This window comes from Xenorhabdus taiwanensis (genome assembly GCF_036512875.1).
Classification (GTDB): Bacteria; Pseudomonadota; Gammaproteobacteria; order Enterobacterales; family Enterobacteriaceae; genus Xenorhabdus; species Xenorhabdus taiwanensis.
On the sequence record NZ_AP028978.1, the window covers coordinates 2,515,949 to 2,534,832 of the forward strand.

At 44.9% G+C, this 18,884-nt stretch carries 18 protein-coding genes; 3 read left to right on the forward strand and 15 right to left on the reverse strand.

All coding sequences use genetic code 11. From position 1 onward, the window contains the following. Positions 1–112: 112 nt before the first annotated feature. Genes fabG through yceD form a run of 6 tightly spaced genes read right to left on the reverse strand, consistent with a single transcriptional unit; the run spans position 113 to position 4,556 of the window. Entirely contained in the window at positions 113–847 is a 735-nt protein-coding gene (fabG, locus tag ACE1SE_RS11225) for a 3-oxoacyl-ACP reductase FabG (protein WP_374050969.1), read from the reverse strand. Between the two features lie 11 nt (positions 848–858). After that, the gene (gene fabD / locus ACE1SE_RS11230) at positions 859–1,788 is read right to left on the reverse strand and encodes an ACP S-malonyltransferase (protein ID WP_374050970.1); all 930 of its coding nucleotides are present in this window, start codon (positions 1,786–1,788) and stop codon (positions 859–861) included. A gap of 18 nt (positions 1,789–1,806) precedes the next feature. Next, complete coding sequence (locus ACE1SE_RS11235; protein ID WP_374050971.1) at positions 1,807–2,760, reverse strand: beta-ketoacyl-ACP synthase III; 954 nt, start codon at positions 2,758–2,760, stop codon at positions 1,807–1,809. Between the two features lie 6 nt (positions 2,761–2,766). After that, entirely contained in the window at positions 2,767–3,819 is a 1,053-nt protein-coding gene (gene plsX / locus ACE1SE_RS11240; RefSeq protein WP_374050972.1) for a phosphate acyltransferase PlsX, read from the reverse strand. Between the two features lie 29 nt (positions 3,820–3,848). Next, positions 3,849–4,019, reverse strand: coding sequence for a 50S ribosomal protein L32 (gene rpmF / locus ACE1SE_RS11245; protein WP_004240653.1), 171 nt, complete (start codon positions 4,017–4,019; stop codon positions 3,849–3,851). Positions 4,020–4,031: 12 nt separating this feature from the next. Then, positions 4,032–4,556, reverse strand: coding sequence for a 23S rRNA accumulation protein YceD (gene yceD, locus ACE1SE_RS11250; RefSeq protein WP_374050973.1), 525 nt, complete (start codon positions 4,554–4,556; stop codon positions 4,032–4,034). A gap of 145 nt (positions 4,557–4,701) precedes the next feature. Between yceD and ACE1SE_RS11255 the strand changes: the two genes are divergently transcribed. Further along, positions 4,702–5,295 (forward strand): Maf family protein, encoded by a 594-nt coding sequence (locus ACE1SE_RS11255; RefSeq protein WP_374050974.1) that lies wholly within the window; start codon positions 4,702–4,704, stop codon positions 5,293–5,295. On the opposite strand, the gene rluC is transcribed toward ACE1SE_RS11255, so the two are convergent. Further along, positions 5,289–6,245: a 23S rRNA pseudouridine(955/2504/2580) synthase RluC gene (gene rluC, locus ACE1SE_RS11260; RefSeq protein WP_374050975.1), complete on the reverse strand. Its 957-nt coding sequence runs from the start codon at positions 6,243–6,245 to the stop codon at positions 5,289–5,291. The genes ACE1SE_RS11255 and rluC overlap by 7 nt on opposite strands. A 555-nt stretch (positions 6,246–6,800) precedes the next feature. Here rluC and rne point away from each other — a divergent pair. Together rne and ACE1SE_RS11270 are read left to right on the forward strand one after the other, a co-directional pair. Continuing rightward, positions 6,801–10,067, forward strand: a complete 3,267-nt coding sequence (gene rne, locus ACE1SE_RS11265) for a ribonuclease E (protein ID WP_374050976.1) — start codon at positions 6,801–6,803, stop codon at positions 10,065–10,067. Between the two features lie 129 nt (positions 10,068–10,196). Continuing rightward, positions 10,197–10,823, forward strand: a complete 627-nt coding sequence (locus ACE1SE_RS11270) for an SDR family oxidoreductase (RefSeq protein ID WP_374050977.1) — start codon at positions 10,197–10,199, stop codon at positions 10,821–10,823. A gap of 57 nt (positions 10,824–10,880) precedes the next feature. Here the strand turns inward: ACE1SE_RS11270 and tmaR are convergent, their stop codons facing one another. The 8 genes from tmaR to ACE1SE_RS11310 form a co-directional block, all read right to left on the reverse strand. Continuing rightward, a complete protein-coding gene (tmaR, locus tag ACE1SE_RS11275) occupies positions 10,881–11,201 on the reverse strand; it encodes a PTS system regulator TmaR (RefSeq protein ID WP_074018717.1) in 321 nt (106 codons plus the stop codon). Positions 11,202–11,844: 643 nt separating this feature from the next. After that, positions 11,845–12,261 (reverse strand): tail fiber assembly protein, encoded by a 417-nt coding sequence (locus ACE1SE_RS11280; protein ID WP_374050978.1) that lies wholly within the window; start codon positions 12,259–12,261, stop codon positions 11,845–11,847. A gap of 8 nt (positions 12,262–12,269) precedes the next feature. Next, positions 12,270–13,322, reverse strand: a complete 1,053-nt coding sequence (locus ACE1SE_RS11285; protein WP_374050979.1) for a gp53-like domain-containing protein — start codon at positions 13,320–13,322, stop codon at positions 12,270–12,272. Between the two features lie 13 nt (positions 13,323–13,335). After that, complete coding sequence (locus ACE1SE_RS11290) at positions 13,336–13,992, reverse strand: hypothetical protein (protein ID WP_374050980.1); 657 nt, start codon at positions 13,990–13,992, stop codon at positions 13,336–13,338. A 6-nt stretch (positions 13,993–13,998) separates the two neighbouring features. Further along, on the reverse strand, positions 13,999–14,298 hold the full coding sequence (locus tag ACE1SE_RS11295) for a hypothetical protein (protein ID WP_374050981.1): 300 nt from the start codon (positions 14,296–14,298) through the stop codon (positions 13,999–14,001). Next, positions 14,295–17,642, reverse strand: a complete 3,348-nt coding sequence (locus ACE1SE_RS11300) for a TipJ family phage tail tip protein (RefSeq protein WP_374050982.1) — start codon at positions 17,640–17,642, stop codon at positions 14,295–14,297. Before ACE1SE_RS11300 ends, ACE1SE_RS11295 begins: the two co-directional genes overlap by 4 nt. Continuing rightward, positions 17,642–18,226 (reverse strand): tail assembly protein, encoded by a 585-nt coding sequence (locus tag ACE1SE_RS11305; protein ID WP_374050983.1) that lies wholly within the window; start codon positions 18,224–18,226, stop codon positions 17,642–17,644. The genes ACE1SE_RS11300 and ACE1SE_RS11305 overlap by 1 nt, the downstream gene beginning before the upstream one ends. Next, positions 18,169–18,882: a C40 family peptidase gene (locus tag ACE1SE_RS11310; RefSeq protein ID WP_374050984.1), complete on the reverse strand. Its 714-nt coding sequence runs from the start codon at positions 18,880–18,882 to the stop codon at positions 18,169–18,171. The genes ACE1SE_RS11305 and ACE1SE_RS11310 overlap by 58 nt, the downstream gene beginning before the upstream one ends. Between the last annotated feature and the right edge of the window lie 2 nt (positions 18,883–18,884).

The following is an 18,884-nucleotide window of genomic DNA, read 5'->3' on the forward strand; positions in this document are numbered from 1 at the left end:
TTTTCGTAGTTTATAAAATACAGGAAAAGATGCAACCAAATCCCGGCTGGTCGAACCACAATCTGCTTTTTTTGTATAAAAAATACATCAAAAACAGTGGGTTCGCTCATTTTTAGATCATGTACATGCCACCATTGACATGCAATGTTTCACCCGTGATGTAAGCGGCCTCGTCAGAAGCGAGAAACGCTACAGCACTGGCTATTTCCTTTGCATCACCAAGACGATTAGCAGGTATTCCAGCAGCAATGCCTGCACGTTGTTCGTCTGTCAACGCTCTGGTCATATCAGTTTCGATAAAACCAGGTGCAACAACGTTAACAGTGATGCCACGGGAAGCGACTTCACGAGCCAATGATTTACTAAAACCAATAACCCCTGCTTTCGCTGCCGCGTAATTCGCCTGTCCCGCATTTCCCATTGTTCCAACAACAGAGCCAATGGAAATAATACGTCCATAACGTTTTTTCATCATAGAGCGCATTACTGCTTTTGACAGACGAAAAATCGAAGAAAGATTAGTGTTAACAATATCTTGCCACTCATCATCTTTCATGCGCATCAACAAGTTATCACGAGTGATGCCTGCATTATTAACTAAAATGTCTATTTCACCAAATTCAGCACGAATATTCGATAGTGCATTTTCAATGGATTCTGAATCTGTGACATTTAGTACAAAACCTTTGCCTTTATCACCAAGGAAGGCACTGATTGCTTCAGCTCCCTTCTCACTGGTTGCGGTGCCAACAACACGTGCACCACGTTCAACCAATAATTCTGCAATCGCGCGACCTATACCACGGCTCGCGCCAGTGACCAGTGCAATTTTTCCATCAAAGCTCATGTTTTCCCCAGTTATTTGTTCAGAGCAACTGTGAGTGATGATACATCATTTACTGCTACAGCATTTAAAGTATCAACAATACGTTTCGTTAACCCAGTGAGTACCTTACCTGGTCCGATTTCCAACAATTGTTCAACCCCACGCTCTGCAACATATTCAACTGATTCTGTCCAACGTACAGGATTATACAACTGACGAACCAAAGCATCCCGAATAGCATCAGCAGATTTTTCTACTTTTACATCGACGTTATTCACGACAGGGAATTGTGGTTGGTTAAACTCAACATCTTGCAACGCCGCCGCCAGTTGCTCAGCAGCAGATTTCATCAGTGCACAATGCGAAGGCACACTAACGGATAATGGCAATGCCCGTTTTGCGCCCGCGGCCTTACATGCCGCTCCCGCACGCTCTACAGCCTCTTTTTCACCCGCGATAACCACCTGCCCAGGTGAATTAAAATTAACCGGCGAAACAATCTGACCTTGTGCTGAGTCTTCACATGCCTTTGCAATGGATTCATTATCTAAACCGATAATGGCATACATTGCCCCCTGCCCTTCCGGTACAGCTTCCTGCATCAACTTCCCACGCAATTCAACAAGTTTAATGGCTTGCTGGAAATCAATCACCCCAGCACAGACCAACGCAGAATATTCGCCAAGGCTATGACCTGCCATTATGGAAGGCACCTTACCGCCTTTCTCCTGCCATACACGCCAAATCGCCACTGAAGCTGCCAGCAATGCAGGTTGAGTTTTCCAGGTTTTATTCAGTTCTTCTACAGGTCCTTGTTGAACCAACGTCCATAAATCATATCCCAAAACCGCAGAAGCCTCTGCGAACGTTTGCTCAACCAGTGGAAACTCTGCGGCTAAATCAGCCAACATTCCAAGAGATTGAGAACCTTGACCGGGAAACACCATTGCAAAATCAGACATGTTTATTTTCCTGTTAAATTAAAAACGTACCAGCGCTGAGCCCCAGGTAAAGCCACCGCCAAATGCTTCAAGTAAAATAAGTTGGCCCCGTTGGATCCTTCCATCACGTACCGCTTCATCGAATGCTGTTGGAACAGATGCCGCCGAGGTGTTGCCATGACGATCCAAAGTCACAACTACCTTATCCATTGTCATATCTAATTTTTTGGCAGTTGCTGCAATGATACGCAAATTCGCCTGATGAGGTACTAGCCAATCAAGCTGAGAGTGAGGCACGTTGTTAGCTTCTAAAGTTTCATCCACAATATTCGCTAATTCACGAACGGCAATTTTAAAGACTTCATTGCCAGCCATCGTCACATATTCTGGTGTGTCACACTTCACTCGACTTTGATGAGGCAATGATAGCAACTCGCCATAACGACCATCAGCATGAAGATGGGTGGATAGGATACCAGGTTCCTCTGAAGCTCCGACGACCATCGCTCCTGCTGCATCGCCGAAAATAATAACTGTGCTGCGATCTTTAGGATCAACAACTCTTGAAATAATATCAGAACCAATCACCAGTGCATGTTTAGCCGCACCCGTTTTAATAAATTTATCGACGACACTCAACGCGTAAGTAAAGCCAGCACATGCCGCTGCAACGTCAAAAGCGGCAGCACTTTGAATACCCAACAACTGCTGAATTTGGCAAGCTGCACTTGGAAAAGCGTGCGTTGAGCTTGTTGTAGCAACAACGATCAAGTCAATTTGTGCTTTATCGATGCCTGCCATTTCAATGGCTTTTTCAGCAGCTTTGAAACCCAAAATTGCAACATTTTCATCTTCAGCCGCAATACGGCGTTCACGAATGCCCGTCCGAGTGACAATCCACTCGTCAGACGTATCAACCATTTTTTCTAAATCTGCGTTAGTACGCACCTGCGCAGGCAAATAACTGCCCGTACCTAAGATCTTTGTATACATTTATGTTTATTCACTCTTGGGTAACACTGCATCCAGCCGGGCAGCGATTCTGTCTGGAACCTGCTTCTCTATAGCTTGAATGGCTTGATCAATAGCAGCTTTGAAAGCATGTTCATTGGCAGCACCGTGACTTTTTATGACGATGCCACGCAATCCTAATAACGTTGCTCCATTATACTGGTCAGGGTTTAGATGGCCGAACCGTTTAGTTATCTGTCTTAGTAACCATTTTTTAACTATCTTCATCTTGAGTAGTTTCATCAACCAAGATGATTTTTTCTGCTGACCATCCGGTGACTTTACCAGAGATAAAATCACTCTGATCGCACCTTCCATCGTCTTCAGCGTAACATTACCTGCGAAGCCGTCACATACGAGCACATCTGTTTTTCCCGTCAGTAACTCATTTCCTTCCACATACCCGATGTAATTAATCGTTGGGATATTACGCAAGGTTATAGCGGCTTCGCGGATATTATCCAGCCCTTTGGATTCCTCTTCCCCGATATTGAGTAACGCAACACGTGGATTATCCACACCAGCAACATACTCCGCCATTACAGCGCCCATAATCGCAAACTGAACTAACATGCTGCTATTACAATTAATATTAGCGCCTAAATCTAATACAACTGTCTTCTGCTGTTTTAGATTAGGTATCACTGTCATCAATGCAGGCCGTTCAATTCCTTCAATGGATTTCAGCATTAATTTCGCCAATCCCATCAAAGCACCGGTATTTCCCGCACTGACACAAGCCTGTGCTTTGCCCGACTTAACTAAGTCTAGCGCTATACGCATTGAAGTACCGTGACTGGAACGGATAGCCTGAGACGGCCTTGCATCGTTGGAAACAACATGTTCCGCCGGGACAATTTGCAAACGGCTAAGCGGCTCGGCATTTTGATTTGCAAGCAAAGGAGAGATGGTTTCGGGATTGCCGACCAACAATAGCTTCAGTTGTGGATTAGATGCCAGTGCCTGCAATGCAGCAGGCACCGTAACGCGAGGACCAAAGTCCCCACCCATAGCATCTAACACTAAGGTTAGATTAGCCAAGATATCAACTTGCTAATGATTAGCTGAAATTACTTGTTGATTACCTTGCGGCCACGGTAGTAGCCATCAGCAGTCACGTGATGACGCAGGTGAGTTTCACCAGAAGTTTTGTCTACAGAGACAAGTGTTGCAGACAGTGCGTCATGAGAACGACGCATACCACGCTTAGAACGAGTTGGTTTATTCTGTTGTACGGCCATTGACCTTACTCCTTAAGTACTTTTCTTTAAACTGGCTAATACGGCAAACGGGTTTGGTTTTTCTGCTTCAGGAGGCAGTGTACCAAACACCATATCCGCGTCGGACACTTCACAGTGTTCAGAATCATGTACCGGAACCACCGGCAGAGATAGAATTATTTCATCTTCAATCATTGCCAGCAAATCTATTTCGCCAAATTCGTTAACGTTTATTGGCTCATACTCTTCCGGTAATGCCTCAGCCTGCTCATCATTGACGACCGGGCTAAAACAATACGTTGTGTGAACATGATGACTGAAATTACTGCCACAACGCTGACAGGCAAGCGTAACACCCACTGCGGAATGTCCTTTTACAACTGCCAGACGCTGATTATCAATATCAAATGATAATGAGCTATCTACATCACCATCCACACTGACCACAGTTTCTGCAAGACGAGAAACTTGCCCAGCAGAATAACTACCATGGTAATCCAATCTTTTCTGGGCTGCTCGAAGTGCATCGATGGTCAGGGGTAATTTTACCTTTTGCATAAGGCGCGCATATTATCTTTGTAATGAGACATAGTCAAAGAAAAAGGCCACACATCTGCGCCTTTCCGTCAAATATTCGCTTATTCAGCGGCGTATAGTTTAAAATGCCTACAAATATTTCTCTACGTATTTTATGGAAAAAAAGATGCTTCCGATTGTTTTATCGTCAACTTCCGAATATCGCCGCCTATTGCTAGAAAAGTTGGGATTACCTTTCACCTGTGCTTCTCCCAATATTGATGAAAGCCCGCTGGAAAACGAAAATCCAAAACAATTGGTAACGCGGCTGTCACATGCAAAAGCTCGCGCATTACAGCAGGAGTATTCTGGTCACCTCATTATAGCGTCAGATCAAGTTTGTGTTTTGGATGATAAGATTACCGGCAAACCCCATAATTTTGAGAATGCTTTCTTACAATTGCAAAAAGCCAGTGGAAAATGTGTCACTTTTTATACTGGCATTACCTTATTCAATAGCAAAACAGAAGTGGTTGATACTCGCTGTGAGTTATTCCAGGTTTATTTCAGGGATCTGACAGAAACAGAAATTATTTATTATCTGAACAAAGAAAAACCCTTCAATTGCGCTGGTAGTTTTAAAAGCGAAGGCTTAGGAATTACGTTATTCGAAAAACTGGACGGCAAAGATCCAAACACACTTATCGGTTTACCATTAATAACGTTGACAGAGATGCTGATCCGTCAGGGGATAAACCCACTGACGGTATGTTCTCAATGATTATTATGCCGCAATATTCTTAAACATTTCCGCAATCTATCATCCATTGGGGCTTCGAAGCGAAGCGTTTCCCCGGTGGATGGATGGGTAAACTTTAATGAGCTGGCATGCAAGAACAATCGGTTAAGACCTGTTTCTGCAAGCTGGGCATCAAATGTTCTGTCACCATAACGATCATCAAACGCAATGGGATGACCGGCATGTAAAGTGTGCACGCGGATCTGGTGAGTTCGCCCTGTTACTGGGCTTGCTCGCACCAATGTCGCAAACGCATATCGTTCTTCAACTTTAAAACGTGTTTCAGACGGTTTGCCTTCTTTACTGACTTTAACCACCCTTTCCCCACTTTGCAGGATGTTTTTCAACAAAGGTGCTTCTACTACTTTACAATGGGATTGCCATTGCCCACGCACCAGCGCCAAATAGTCTTTCTGCATCTGTTTCAGGCGTAATTGTTCATGCAATGCCCGCAATGCAGAACGTTTTTTCGCAATCAACAAAATACCCGATGTATCACGGTCAAGCCGATGTACCAGTTCAAGAAAGCGTGCTTCAGGACGCAAAGCCCGTAACCCCTCTATCACACCAAAACTCAGGCCACTGCCCCCATGTACGGCGGTTCCGGAAGGTTTGTTTATGACTAAAATATGGTCATCTTCATACAAGATACACTCCGCCAGAGCAGCAACCTTATCCAGCTTGACAGAGACAGGTGTTTCTTGTCTTTCTGCAACTCTAATCGGTGGGATCCTGATGACATCACCTGCTGTCAATTTATATTCAGGCTTGATTCTTCCTTTGTTGATCCGAACTTCACCTTTACGCAAGATCCGATAAATCAGGCTCTTAGGTACGCCTTTTAAACGGGCCAGCAAAAAGTTATCAATTCGCTGACCGGCATATTCGTCATCAATCGTGACAAACTGTACAATTTGATTATCTGTTTTCATGGACAAGATTCTAATAATCCAGCCAACAGAGCGCCACTCATTTTTAACTGTGTCTAAATAATATCCATTCCCCCTATTTTATTGTTTCAAGTGACTTAGGATAAAGACTAAATATTAACAACTTATCACTATTTCCTAATAAAAAAACCGTAAAGCGATAAAGTCACCTTGCTATCACCCCAATAGCAATGGAATAATGCTTTCTGGCCACGGTTTACTAAACTATGAATGGCAAGATTGAAATTGTTTGTTATCTGTTTGATCGAGCAAAAACGCAGCAATGGCATAAGACGTAATGTTCTATCAAATAATTTATGGGCTGCGGGTGGCAGCTTACTGGATTGGGCAAAATCTGTACCTATTTATTACAGCATCCCAATAAAGCGTACTGTATTCAAATGAAATTCAGACTCGCCGACAAATAGGCGCCTCTATACAGACGATAGCCGTGAGGCTGGCGGTTTTGTAAAAGACACGAGGCCATCGGTAACCAGTAGCTCACCTCTTTTTTACTCGCAGCTCTATATTAATGTAAAAAATAATGAGTAAGTTAGAATGAAAAGAATGTTAATCAACGCAACCCAGCAGGAAGAGTTGCGTGTTGCCCTTGTTGATGGGCAACGTCTTTATGATTTGGATATTGAAAGCCCTGGACACGAGCAGAAAAAGGCAAATATATATAAAGGTAAAATTACTCGAATTGAACCTAGCCTGGAAGCTGCTTTCGTTGATTACGGAGCGGAACGTCATGGTTTCCTACCCATAAAAGAAATTGCTCGCGAATATTTCCCAAGTAATTATCACTCTCATGGTCGCCCTAATATTAAGGATATCCTTAAAGAAGGTCAGGAAGTCATCGTTCAGGTTGATAAAGAAGAACGAGGCAACAAAGGAGCAGCTTTAACAACCTTTATTAGTTTAGCTGGCAGCTATTTAGTCCTGATGCCAAATAACCCAAGAGCAGGCGGAATCTCTCGCCGCATTGAGGGTGATGATCGCATCGAATTAAAAGAAGCGCTTTCTTCTCTGGAAGTTCCAGAAGGCATGGGGCTTATAGTTCGTACCGCAGGTGTAGGCAAATCTGCTGAAGCTTTGCAGGGCGACTTGAACTTCCGTCTAAGACATTGGGAAGCAATCAAAAAAGCCGCCGACAGCCATCCCGCTCCCTTCCTGATCCACCAGGAAAGCAATGTTATCGTGCGTGCATTCCGTGATTATCTGCGCCCAGATATTGGGGAAATCTTAATCGACAACCCAAAAATCCTTGATTTGGCACGCCAACACATCACTGCACTGGGACGCCCAGATTTTGCCAGTAAAATCAAATTGTACAGTGGTGAAGTTCCTTTGTTCAGCCATTATCAAATAGAATCGCAAATCGAATCGGCCTTCCAGCGTGAAGTTCGGTTACCTTCCGGTGGTTCTGTGGTCATTGATACGACTGAAGCTTTAACGGCTATCGATATCAACTCATCCCGTTCAACTCGTGGCGGTGATATTGAAGAAACGGCATTTAATACCAACCTGGAAGCGGCTGATGAAATTGCACGCCAGTTGCGTCTGCGTGACCTCGGTGGTCTTATTGTGATCGATTTCATTGACATGACTCCAGTGCGTCATCAACGCGAAGTTGAAAACCGGCTGCGTGATGCTGTGCGACAAGATCGTGCCCGCATTCAAATCGGCCGAATTTCCCGCTTTGGCTTACTTGAGATGTCGCGTCAACGTTTAAGCCCATCTCTGGGAGAATCCAGCCACCATGTTTGCCCGCGTTGTAGCGGCACCGGAACTATTCGTGATAACGAATCACTGTCCCTGTCAATTCTGCGTTTAATCGAAGAAGAAGCGCTGAAAGAAAACACACATCAGGTTCATGCAATTGTTCCTGTACAAATTGCTTCCTACTTACTGAATGAAAAACGTCAGGCTGTCAGCGCCATTGAACATCGTCAAGGTGGGGTTGGAGTTGTCATTGTTCCGAACGATCAAATGCAAACGCCACATTTCTCTGTCTTACGTGTACGTAAAGGGGAAGAAATTTCAGCTTTGAGCTATCTCCTTCCACAACTGCATGAAGCGGAAATGGCAAATGCTCAGGACGATACTCAGCATGAACGCAAACGTCCAGAGCAACCTGCCATTTCAACTTTTGATCTGCCAGCAGAAGCAGCACCGGCAGCAACAAAAGTAAAAACAAAAGAGAAAAAAGCCGTCACCAATAACCAGAAGCAGACAGAAAAACCAGGTTTGTTCAGCCGATTCTTGAATGCCCTGAAAAAGATGTTCAGTGGTGAAGAAGAAAAACAACCCCAGGAAAGAGGTAAAAAATCGTCGGGCAATGATAATCGTCGTTCATCAGAACGTCGTAACCCACGCCGTCAGAATCAGCGCCGCGAAAGTGAAACACGCAATAACCGTGAACGTGATGAACAACGTAAGGGCCGTAATATCCAACAGAAAAATAATGTTCAGGATAGTACTGCGCTAGATAACGAGGCTCGTGAAGCACAGCAGCAGCAACGCCGTGAACAACGCGCTGAACGTCAACGTCGTCGTCAAGAAGAAAAGCGGCAGCAGCAACTGGAAGCTAATAAAGCTCAGCAAACAATCAATCGACCTGACATTGCCGAAGAAGAAATTGAAGAGCGTCTGCCAGTCATGCCTCGCCGTCAACGCCGTCAGCTTGAGCAAAAGGTACGTATCACCGATGCACTGAGACAAGAAACTGATATTGTGGCCTTACCCGCTGTGATGTCTGAAGCTGTATCAGAAAACGTTCATAAAGAGACAAAAGCATCTGTACCAGTCGTTATTGATACTCATGTTGAAGCAGCAGCTAACCAACCTGAAATACCACAAGACTCTGTATCACAAGCGGTTATTTCACAAGCTGTTATTTCACAAAACAATGAACAGCAAGACAACATAATGCCTCGTCGTTCCCGCCGTTCTCCACGTCACTTACGTGTCAGCGGTCAACGTCGTCGTCGCTACCGTGATGAACGCAATCTGACTCAATCGCCAGTACCATTGAACATGGCTGTCGTATCACCAGAACTGGCATCGGGCAAAGTGTGGGTTCGTTATCCTGTTACTCCTGTGACCATTAATGAACCTGAACTCACTGTTTCTGTTGATGTAATTAGCGAAACGGTTGAAGAAAAAACAATACCTGTACAGCAGGAAAAAATTATTCTGATGCCATCAGTTACAGAATCAGCGCCAGCTACAACAGTGCCTCACGTCGAAGTCGAAATAGCAGAACTGAAAGTAGCAGAACCACAAGACAACATCACTCATGATAATAATGCGAAAGCTACTGTTGATAGCGTTTCCATCGTGATACCTGTAGAACCGGAAATAGAAAAAACTAAGGTTTCGGAACCAGCTAGCGTGGAAGCTGTCATCAATCATGATGAAAAATATAGGTCAGAAATTTTAAGGGATGAAGAATCACACATTCCAGTATCACATGACGCTGAAAAAATGCGTCACACAGTGGCTCCCATCGTTATGACGTCGATTGTTGAACAGGAATATCATGAAGAACGGCCATCTGTCGCAACGGAAACATGTTCTAAGGCAGAGGAAGTTAAAACAGAAGAGAAAAAAATTGTTGAGTCTTCGATTATCGTGGAAAAAAATCATCATGCTTATTCCCCAATGACGAAGGCACCAGCACCAGATATGATGATCAAACCAGTGATTATCACTGAATGGCAACGCTCTGCTTATCCATTCAAAGGTAAAGGCGGTGCTGGCGGACATTCTGCAACAAATATTGCAACTTCTGCTATGTCTAAACCACAGCCATTCGAATAATTGGATACTGTGATTTGATCTAAATGGCTCCCTGAACTGGGAGCCATTTTTTTACCTTATTCATAACAAAAATACAACAAAACCAAATTACCATTTAAGACAGTTAATTTTATGGAGAGCTTCCCGTTTATGAAACCTTGGCTAATTTTTGGTGCTGGAAAAGGTGTTGGACGCTATTTGATCACTATTGCCCTAAAACAAAATCGCCCTGTCACAGCATTAATTCGTAATACACAACAAGCTGCGGAACTCAGTGCAGCAGGAGTTAACATAATACATGGCGACGCTTGTGACAGAGAAAGCATAGGAAAAGCGATTGCGCAGGCGGGGAAAAAACCTGTTGTTTTCTCAACTATTGGAGGAGGCGATGCTGATCATCATGGGAATATGGCAATAATAGATGCACTGGAACAAGCTCAAATTTCCCGTATGTTATTAGTAACATCCATTGGATGTGGCGAAAGTTGGAAGACATTATCTACACGGGCTAAGTCATTATTCGGGCAGTCTGTCAGATACAAGTCACTAGCCGAAAGCTACCTGCAAACCAGTACACTGGATTTTACAATCATTCGTCCTGGTGGTCTTACCGATCAACCTGGCACTGGACATTGCAAACGTTATCAAGAGGAAGTTCATGGTATGGTCAGCCGAGAAGATGTAGCAAAACAATTGGCACAAATGGCCGAAGATGAACAAACTTATTATCAAATCTATGCCTTAATTGATCCTGAACTCAAACCTCATTGGCACTAAGACCAAAAAACAACCACGCCATTAGGCGTGGTTAATAACTTTTCAAACAACTAAAACTTACTTAACTCCACCATCCATTGCCTTAAGTTTTTTAGATAACTCACGGCGTTCTTTAGATAGCTCGGCATTTTTGATGATATATTCATCAACGCGCTCTTCATAATCACTGCGCATATGGGCAATAATTCCTTGGATATCTTCAATCGACATTCCTGGTTTTATGTAGTCACTCAGGTTATCAAGCAGAAGTACACGTTTTTGGTTATCTCGGATCTTTTTCTCATTGTCTACAATTTCGCGCTGTAATTTATTTTTGCGACGAAATATACGCACAAACTCCAGTACATTTTGGAATGTTGGCTTATTTGTGTTGTCCATTTTTCACACCTTTTTAATCAGACCGATAATTTCTTATGCTAACTACACAATACAATTTCAAGTGGCGCATAGACAAGTCAGTTTCGACAATTTATTGATACAAACTACCTTTCAGATACATTTCTTAATCAAATTTCTTTTCCCATCTACCTGGTATTGCCACGGTAAGTTTGAGTTTAGATTGCCATACGAACTGTTTCGCTCAAATCTTATTATGGTTTACCATGTATAACATGTAATTTAACGTCATCGAGAATGATCGTTTTTAGTGTGCAAGCTCGCGATAGAGCCAGATAAATGTGACACCAATGGAAATTTAATTCATTGATTAGTAGTAATTAAATTGGCGATAACGGAGAATATACAACCTTGAATACCAATAAAGAAAACCAAAGTTTCTACTTTCATGATTATGAAACTCATAATTAGATGATTGTATTTAAACAAAAATAATTAATATTATTTAATTTTTGTACTCAACTATGTACTCAATTATTAATTTAAATGAATTGTATAGAGTGGGCGAAATATATCAACCCACCTCCCCCTGCCTCACATTCCACACCGAATCTGCCGGCATCTGGACACGGATATCTAGGCGGGTGCCTTCGGGGATGTCACAGGGGCGCGCTGCCCCTGATTGTTATTCTGGCGCTTTAGGCCAGTCAATGTTGGGTGCTGTCGAACAGTCTACTCGGTTTAATAACACGGTATATTTTTTCCACGCGAGCAGTGTCGATTGCTCTGTGTCTGTTGCCATGTTGAGATCGACAGCATATTGGAGTGGAGCGATTGAATTTGTAGCCTGAGACATTAGATAGCGTTTTTGGGATGCTGCCTGTTGCTGTAACTGCTCCGGTGTTGGCGGTGGGATATCCACCCATGCGGGTAATCCGTCATCACCCGCTATGCACATTTTTCCCGCTGGCGATGCCATGAATTTACGATAAACAGCCTCACTCACCTCAACCCCGTCGTCCGGCCACGTCCCCGCATCAATATACAATTGTTGCCAATCAATGGGGTAAAATGCGTTATTTTTTGCACTATAAACGTACATATTTCACCTCAATATCCAATCGCGATCCACGTACAATTCAACGGAACAGTATTAATAAATGCGTTTCCTGTGGAAACAGCACAACCCACAAAAAACTCATTGAGTGAGATGGGATAACTGAGTACTACTTCAAAACCAGCAGCATCATTAGCGTTAGCACTGATCGTCACCGCACCAACTACACGGGTAAATGGTCTCGGAAATCTAACAAATTGACCATCACGGTATTGACCACTACCCCACTGAATAATGACCCCGTTCACAGTGTCCCGATACCATCCATTCGTCTCTAACAACGCCTCGGTCTGTGGATTATTCGGACTGTAAACTCGTTTACCTCCCGCTTCATACACTCGATTACTTGATAAATACCCCGTCGCATCAATATTTCCATTGATAACTCCGCCCGTTTTAGGGTAGGCACCTATGTCATCAGGGGTCGGTTTATTATTCGCGCTATAAACCCGAACTCCTCCCGCTTCATACACTCGATTACTTGATAAATACCCCGTCGCATCAATATTTCCATTGATAACTCCGCCGCTTTGCGGGTAGGCATTTTTTGCGAGATCCACGGTTTCCGCCAAACCGAGGTTTCTCACAAACTCCGATTTGTTCAGGATATCGGCGCCGTTCTTGTTCTTGTCTAACATCGCCGCATACAGTGCCTTAATCGACTGCAATGACACCGTCTGACCATTCGGCAATGTCACGCTGACCGTCCCATTCTGTGTCATCCATTTATCCATGTTCTGGAGGAACTGCGTGATATAACTGTTGTTAGCCACCAAGTGCCGGACGCCATCTGAGATGGAATCAGGAACGGTGGTCTGAATCTGGTATTTTGCGTAATTTAGGGTAAGGAAAGCGCTATCCGCCAGTACCAGTTCGGTATCGGAGTTCACCGCCTGAATCATGTGCAATAAGTTGTTGTTGCCTGACCGGATTAATATAACCTGACCGGGGGCAACGCCGTTGATATTCGATTTAAATCGTGTGCCCGTGCCGCGGACAATAGCCGAGCCGGACACGGTGCTGATTGTGCCTTGTGAATAGAACATGGTGGGGTTCCTGTTAGACGTCGTAAAGAGCGCAGTCAATATACGGGCTGGTGAGATCTTCTATACTGAACTCAACAATCCAAGAGAGGGGACCTGATACGGCTGCCGGAACAAATTGTGTGGAATGACCGTTGAAGAAGGCAGAAAAAGAGGTGTCCCTGTATTGCAGTATGGGTAATTCTCCGGGTGGTTCGATTGACGAGCTAATCAAGCCTGTCGTTTGCATTAACAAGGCTTTCTTTCCCCGCAATGTCATTTGCTGGTTGGTGTTATATTCCCCCTCAATCGCCAGCGGGTTTGTATCACTGGTCATCACACATTTCCCGTTCTCATCCCAGACAGCAATCCCCCAATCAGGGACAGGCTGCGGATAAACCAGGGTAAAAAGGTAAATCTCACACACCGTTGGGGTACGGGAATCTGGCGCTGACAACTCAATATGCCAGCGGCTTTTTCCACTACTGAGTTCACCATAAGGTGCATTCTCTACACTGTCTGTATGGGCGCACATAAATGCCATGCACGGCTGCGTTGTGCTAATGTGCGTATCTATGCCTTCATACCATCTGCCAATGGTAACCGATATTTTCCTAACAAAAGAAAGTGGTGTCGTTTTGGGTGTCCACCACGGGATGCCTTCATTCGTTGTTAAAAATGCGCCCCAGTCCATATATCCTCACGCTGTATAATACGCAATCAGCCAGCCCTCAGCAGCCACACTGCGCCCTGTTGAAATAATGATTTGGTTGTCTCTCACCAAAAACTGGCGTTTGGCATTCGGCCATTCCCCCGTTTGTGTGCACATAAACACATACGACAGCCGCAGCCCCTGACTCATCGGCTCACGGGGGATAGTGAGTTCGCCTGTCGTCTGGCCGCTGTTCAGCTTCATAAATCCCGCATAAAGAAAAGGGCGGATGCCTGTATTACGCTGCCGCCCCTGCTCGTCCCACACACCAAAACCATAGTCACTCATCGAAATTGCCCTATATATCCCATTGCCGCCCTGACCCGTCCGTTTTGGTCATAACACGCAATTGCCCCATTCGCCCAGCGCAACCCTGCCTGAGAACGCATGTCATTAAATTCAAAAGCACCGGTGGCCGCATTAATCAAAAAGCCTGCCCTGTACTGTACGTAGTTCTTTGACCTGATGGCATCAGATAAGATAATTTCCCTGATATAGCCTTTATCAATAAACCCGTCCCTGATAAACACCTGACCGTTTTTGACCGCCATAAACGGCTCCAATTTGCCGTTGGTCGGGTTATAGAACGCAAAATTATTCGCAGAAAATCCAATATACGACTCCAGATTGCCGTTCTTAAATTCACCGCTAATCACCATGCCACCCGCGTTATATTTTGTCCCATTGCGGTTAATGGTGATATTCACGCTGTGGATGGCATAGCCGGCATTCTGGTTAAATTCCGCCTGCATTTTGCTGTTGATGATGGCCTGTTGTTCGCCAAATTGCGCCTGAACCTGCTGTTTTGATTCAGCCACCGCTTTCTGTGTACTGGATATGGCCTGTTTGTTAGTCACCACATCCGCCGCAATTTTACCCACGCTATCGTTAGTGTTCCCGATGCTGGTACGGATTTCGGTAAATTGCTGGCCAAACGATTTATCCCGCTCAGCTATCGTGGTCTCAACCGTTTTGATACGGGATGCGTTAGCCCCAACCGACGAATTAACTTCCGTTATTCTCTGCGCCCACGCCTCATTATCCGTTGCCCGTACCTGCCAGAGTTCGCTAATCTGCGCCTTACTCTCCCCGTCACGCACCATCAGTTCACGGGATAATTGCTGTTGCGCATTGGTGAGTTCAAGGGCGGTTTCCGCGTTCCAGTTCATGTCGGATTGCAGGCGTTTGCCCGCTTCGGCAGAAAGGAACTGGTTGCTTAATTCATCCAGAATTTCCTTGGCGTTGTCATTGGGTTCGCCGACCGCTTCAACGAAATGAGATTTACCGAACTCATTGACACTGCGAACATAGAACCAATATAGCACCCCGGCTTTTAGCTGACCTTTTATCCAGAATTTAGCAATACCCAGAAAATCAGCCTTTGCTTCAATCTCGTTAATGTTGATGATCTGTTTTTCTGAAAACCAGAATTCAAACTGAGTATCCAGTGTCTTTGGGGCGCTAATGTGCGGAATCGCTTTTAACTCAAAAAATCCCGGCTCAATGTTAACTACAGAAGGTGCGGCAGGAGCGCCAATTACCATCTGAACCTTGGATTCATCTCCTAACATTCCGTTATCATCACGAGCGCGGACCCCAACCATATAAATACCAGCACCCAATCCATTGAAGTAATATTCAAGTTCCTTGGTATTCCCGCGCGACACCACTTTATTGTCACGATACACCGTCACATCAAAAGAGATACTGCGGTTAATGGTTGTTGTCGCCCACATTGCGCGAGCCTGAACCTGAGAGCTATCGAGAATATATGCAATACTCAAACGCTCAATACTAGGAATACGAATAATGTTCTGTGTAACTGGATTACCCTTAAAATCAGCTCCATTATCGACAATAGCCTCTTTTTGGGGCTCATGTTGAATGCAGGTAAAATTGTAATTACCCGTTTTATTGTCCTCGGCAATACTCATAACTCTGAACAGACGAGTGACCAATGATTTTTTAGAAATTGAGAACACGCCCCATTGTCGTAATCCCATAGCCGCATCTTTCAGGGTGACAACATCTCCATTTACGGATTCGATATCAACCCGAATGAACTTGCCATCACTGCCCATATAGGAAAAATAACCTGACTCACCTTTTGCGAATTCGACGGGAGCATCAATGCGAACGGTTTTACCTGAAAATGAAAGAACGCGACCGCCAACACGCGCAGCAGCAAATGTATTGTCTGCAATCTCAACTATATCACCCGGAATACAGTTAATTCCCTCCCGTCCTGTACTGAATGTGACTGATTCGGTTTCGAGTTTCTCAGTTTCGATAATCCATTTACCAACACGATGAGCCTGTCCACGACTGGTACAGCCAAATGCCGCCACTTTTTTAATGTTGATTCCCAGACGAGCAGCCAACTCATCATCCTGAACAAGCTCACGCTCATCTTTCCAGCCGTTATCTGGGTTAGTCCACGTAACCTCAATCGCAGTATGTCGCGCCTTTTTTGCAGCCGAGCTGTAGTTAAACTTTCCCTCAACCACGTTAGCGTTGGTGAATGCCCAGACCGGATCGGACGGCCTATCCTGAAAAGTGGTAAGTTGCAATCCATTCCATACCTGCATACCACGAAAGACACTCGCCAAATCATCCAGAACATCCCGCGCCTTGCGTTGGGTGGTTATGTATGCATTACAGGTGAAACGGGGTTCAGTCCCACCAAATCCATCAGGGACAGACTGATCGCAGTATTGCGCGATGGTATAGAGCGCGAATTTGTCACAACCAAATGACCCCATCAATTTACCGATACCATAGCGTGTATTGGTTACTAGATCGTAAAAAATCCATGCAGGGTTATTGGTGTATGCAGGCTTAAAGCGTCCTGTCCATACCCCCTTATATTCACGGGTTTCTGGGTTATAGTTATCAGGAACCTGAACAACCATCCCTTTAATGTGATAAGTGCGTTTTGGTGTGTCAGCGAATAATGACCGATCAATACGCATACCGACCACGGCGCTATTGGGATAGCTCATCAAGGTATCGGTAATTTCGGTATAACTGGTCCATACCGTACCGTTGCGGAGCTGATCGCTTTTACTGTCATCTGTTAAGCGTGATACACGGATCTGAAACGGTTTTTTCTTCGGTGCATCAATAGTATGAGATTCTAAATATTGTCCACTAATTTTAGCTGGGCCTATCTGGACAACCTTTGCGTTATACCAGCCAGAACCATCATTCACATCAATAGACAGTTGCACCGAGCTATTGCTCTGATTGCCCTTGCTATCTGTCTTAACGAGCTGACTAACTCCCAACGTGAACCTGATTCTATCCACATCACGGTTGGACACAGATCTGAGAATGGGTGTGTCTTTTTTCACTTCAACGCTGACAGGAATTTCACTTTCAACGAATGGATAATCACTGAGTGGTTCTTGGGATTGAGTGCCAGCACGCCACTGTACAGTAACGCCATTTATATTAGGATTGCCATTTCTATCAACAATAGGAGTTCCGTTAATTCTGAACCCGTGCAGCCCACCCACAGGCCCTTCTATTTGCCCTTCACTGACCAGATCAACAATTCTCAAGAACTGTTTGTTTTTTAGATTGTCATCTAGTAATGTTGGTGTACTGCCACCACCTCCGCCTTTTCCCATTATTCCGTCTCCAAGCCTTGAGAAATCACATTTGAGCCTACAACCATCTCACCGTATGCAATCGGAACGGGATACCCTTGTCCGATGCGATTTTCCAGTGAATTGAAATACTGGTTTCCATCTGTCTTGCTTGAACCCATTTCAGGGCCTTTAGGCATTTTGGTTAACATGGATGCCAACCCTGCACTGATTAATGCAACACCTGCTATAGCTAATCCTGTCGCCACAGCCCCAGACATGCCAGCCCATGCTGCAATCGAAGCGCCGCCCGTCCAAAATGCCGCCACAACAGCAACAACACCCAAGATAGCCATGCCGACCCCATTACCACCAGCGCCCCCAACCACCGGAACGATAGTCACGGTGTCACCATCATTAAGAGGATGGTTCATGCCAACAGGAATGCTATTTTCTGTCATATCCTGCCCTGCAATGCGTACACGAATATGCCCGTCAGAAAGTGCCTGCTGGAATCCTTTTAACTGATAACACAGGCACCTGACCGCTTCTGCTGCGTCACGCACTTCTAATTCGTAGCGACGACCAAATCTTCTAAGATGGCCTCCAAGCTGTAACTTGACCATTGTTTATGTCTCCATACTGAGTGGGTGTATCTAAGCCAGTAACCGTCATAGACATCGCGTTTACTGATGCGGTCTGGTCGATGGTGTAGGATTTGCTGATTGCCGATATAAATCGCCCCGTGACAGGGTGTTTGACTACCTAAACAAATGAGAATAATGTCGCCGGGCTGAATCTCATCAACCTGCTCAAATCCCTGACTGAGGCTGTTATCAAGGTAAAGATTTTGCCCTTTGTTCCACCACTCATCTTCACGCTCGGCATCTATTAATTCGATACCCGCGAGATGATAAGCGTCCCTAATGAGGGAATAGCAATCTTGTGTACCATGTATGAATTCTCGACCTAATAATCGGGGAACGGGGCGGAATTTATGAATACGAACACCACAAGCCAGCCACCACGGCAAGCCCGTTTTTATTTGCTGCTCCCTGTCTCCGGTACTCAGGCGAGGCTTTCCGTTTGGGTGACTGTGAACAATCGCCTCAATGTCGGCAAAGCATTCTGCGGTTATCCAGTCATCGGGGTTAATTTCGAAATAGTTCTCAGGATCTGGCGAAATATTGCGGCACGGGAAATAGCGACCACCTGAAATCAGGCCGCACGATTCCCTCGCCCCTTCCGCTTTAGCGTGGGCGATAATGTCTTTTTCAATCATGG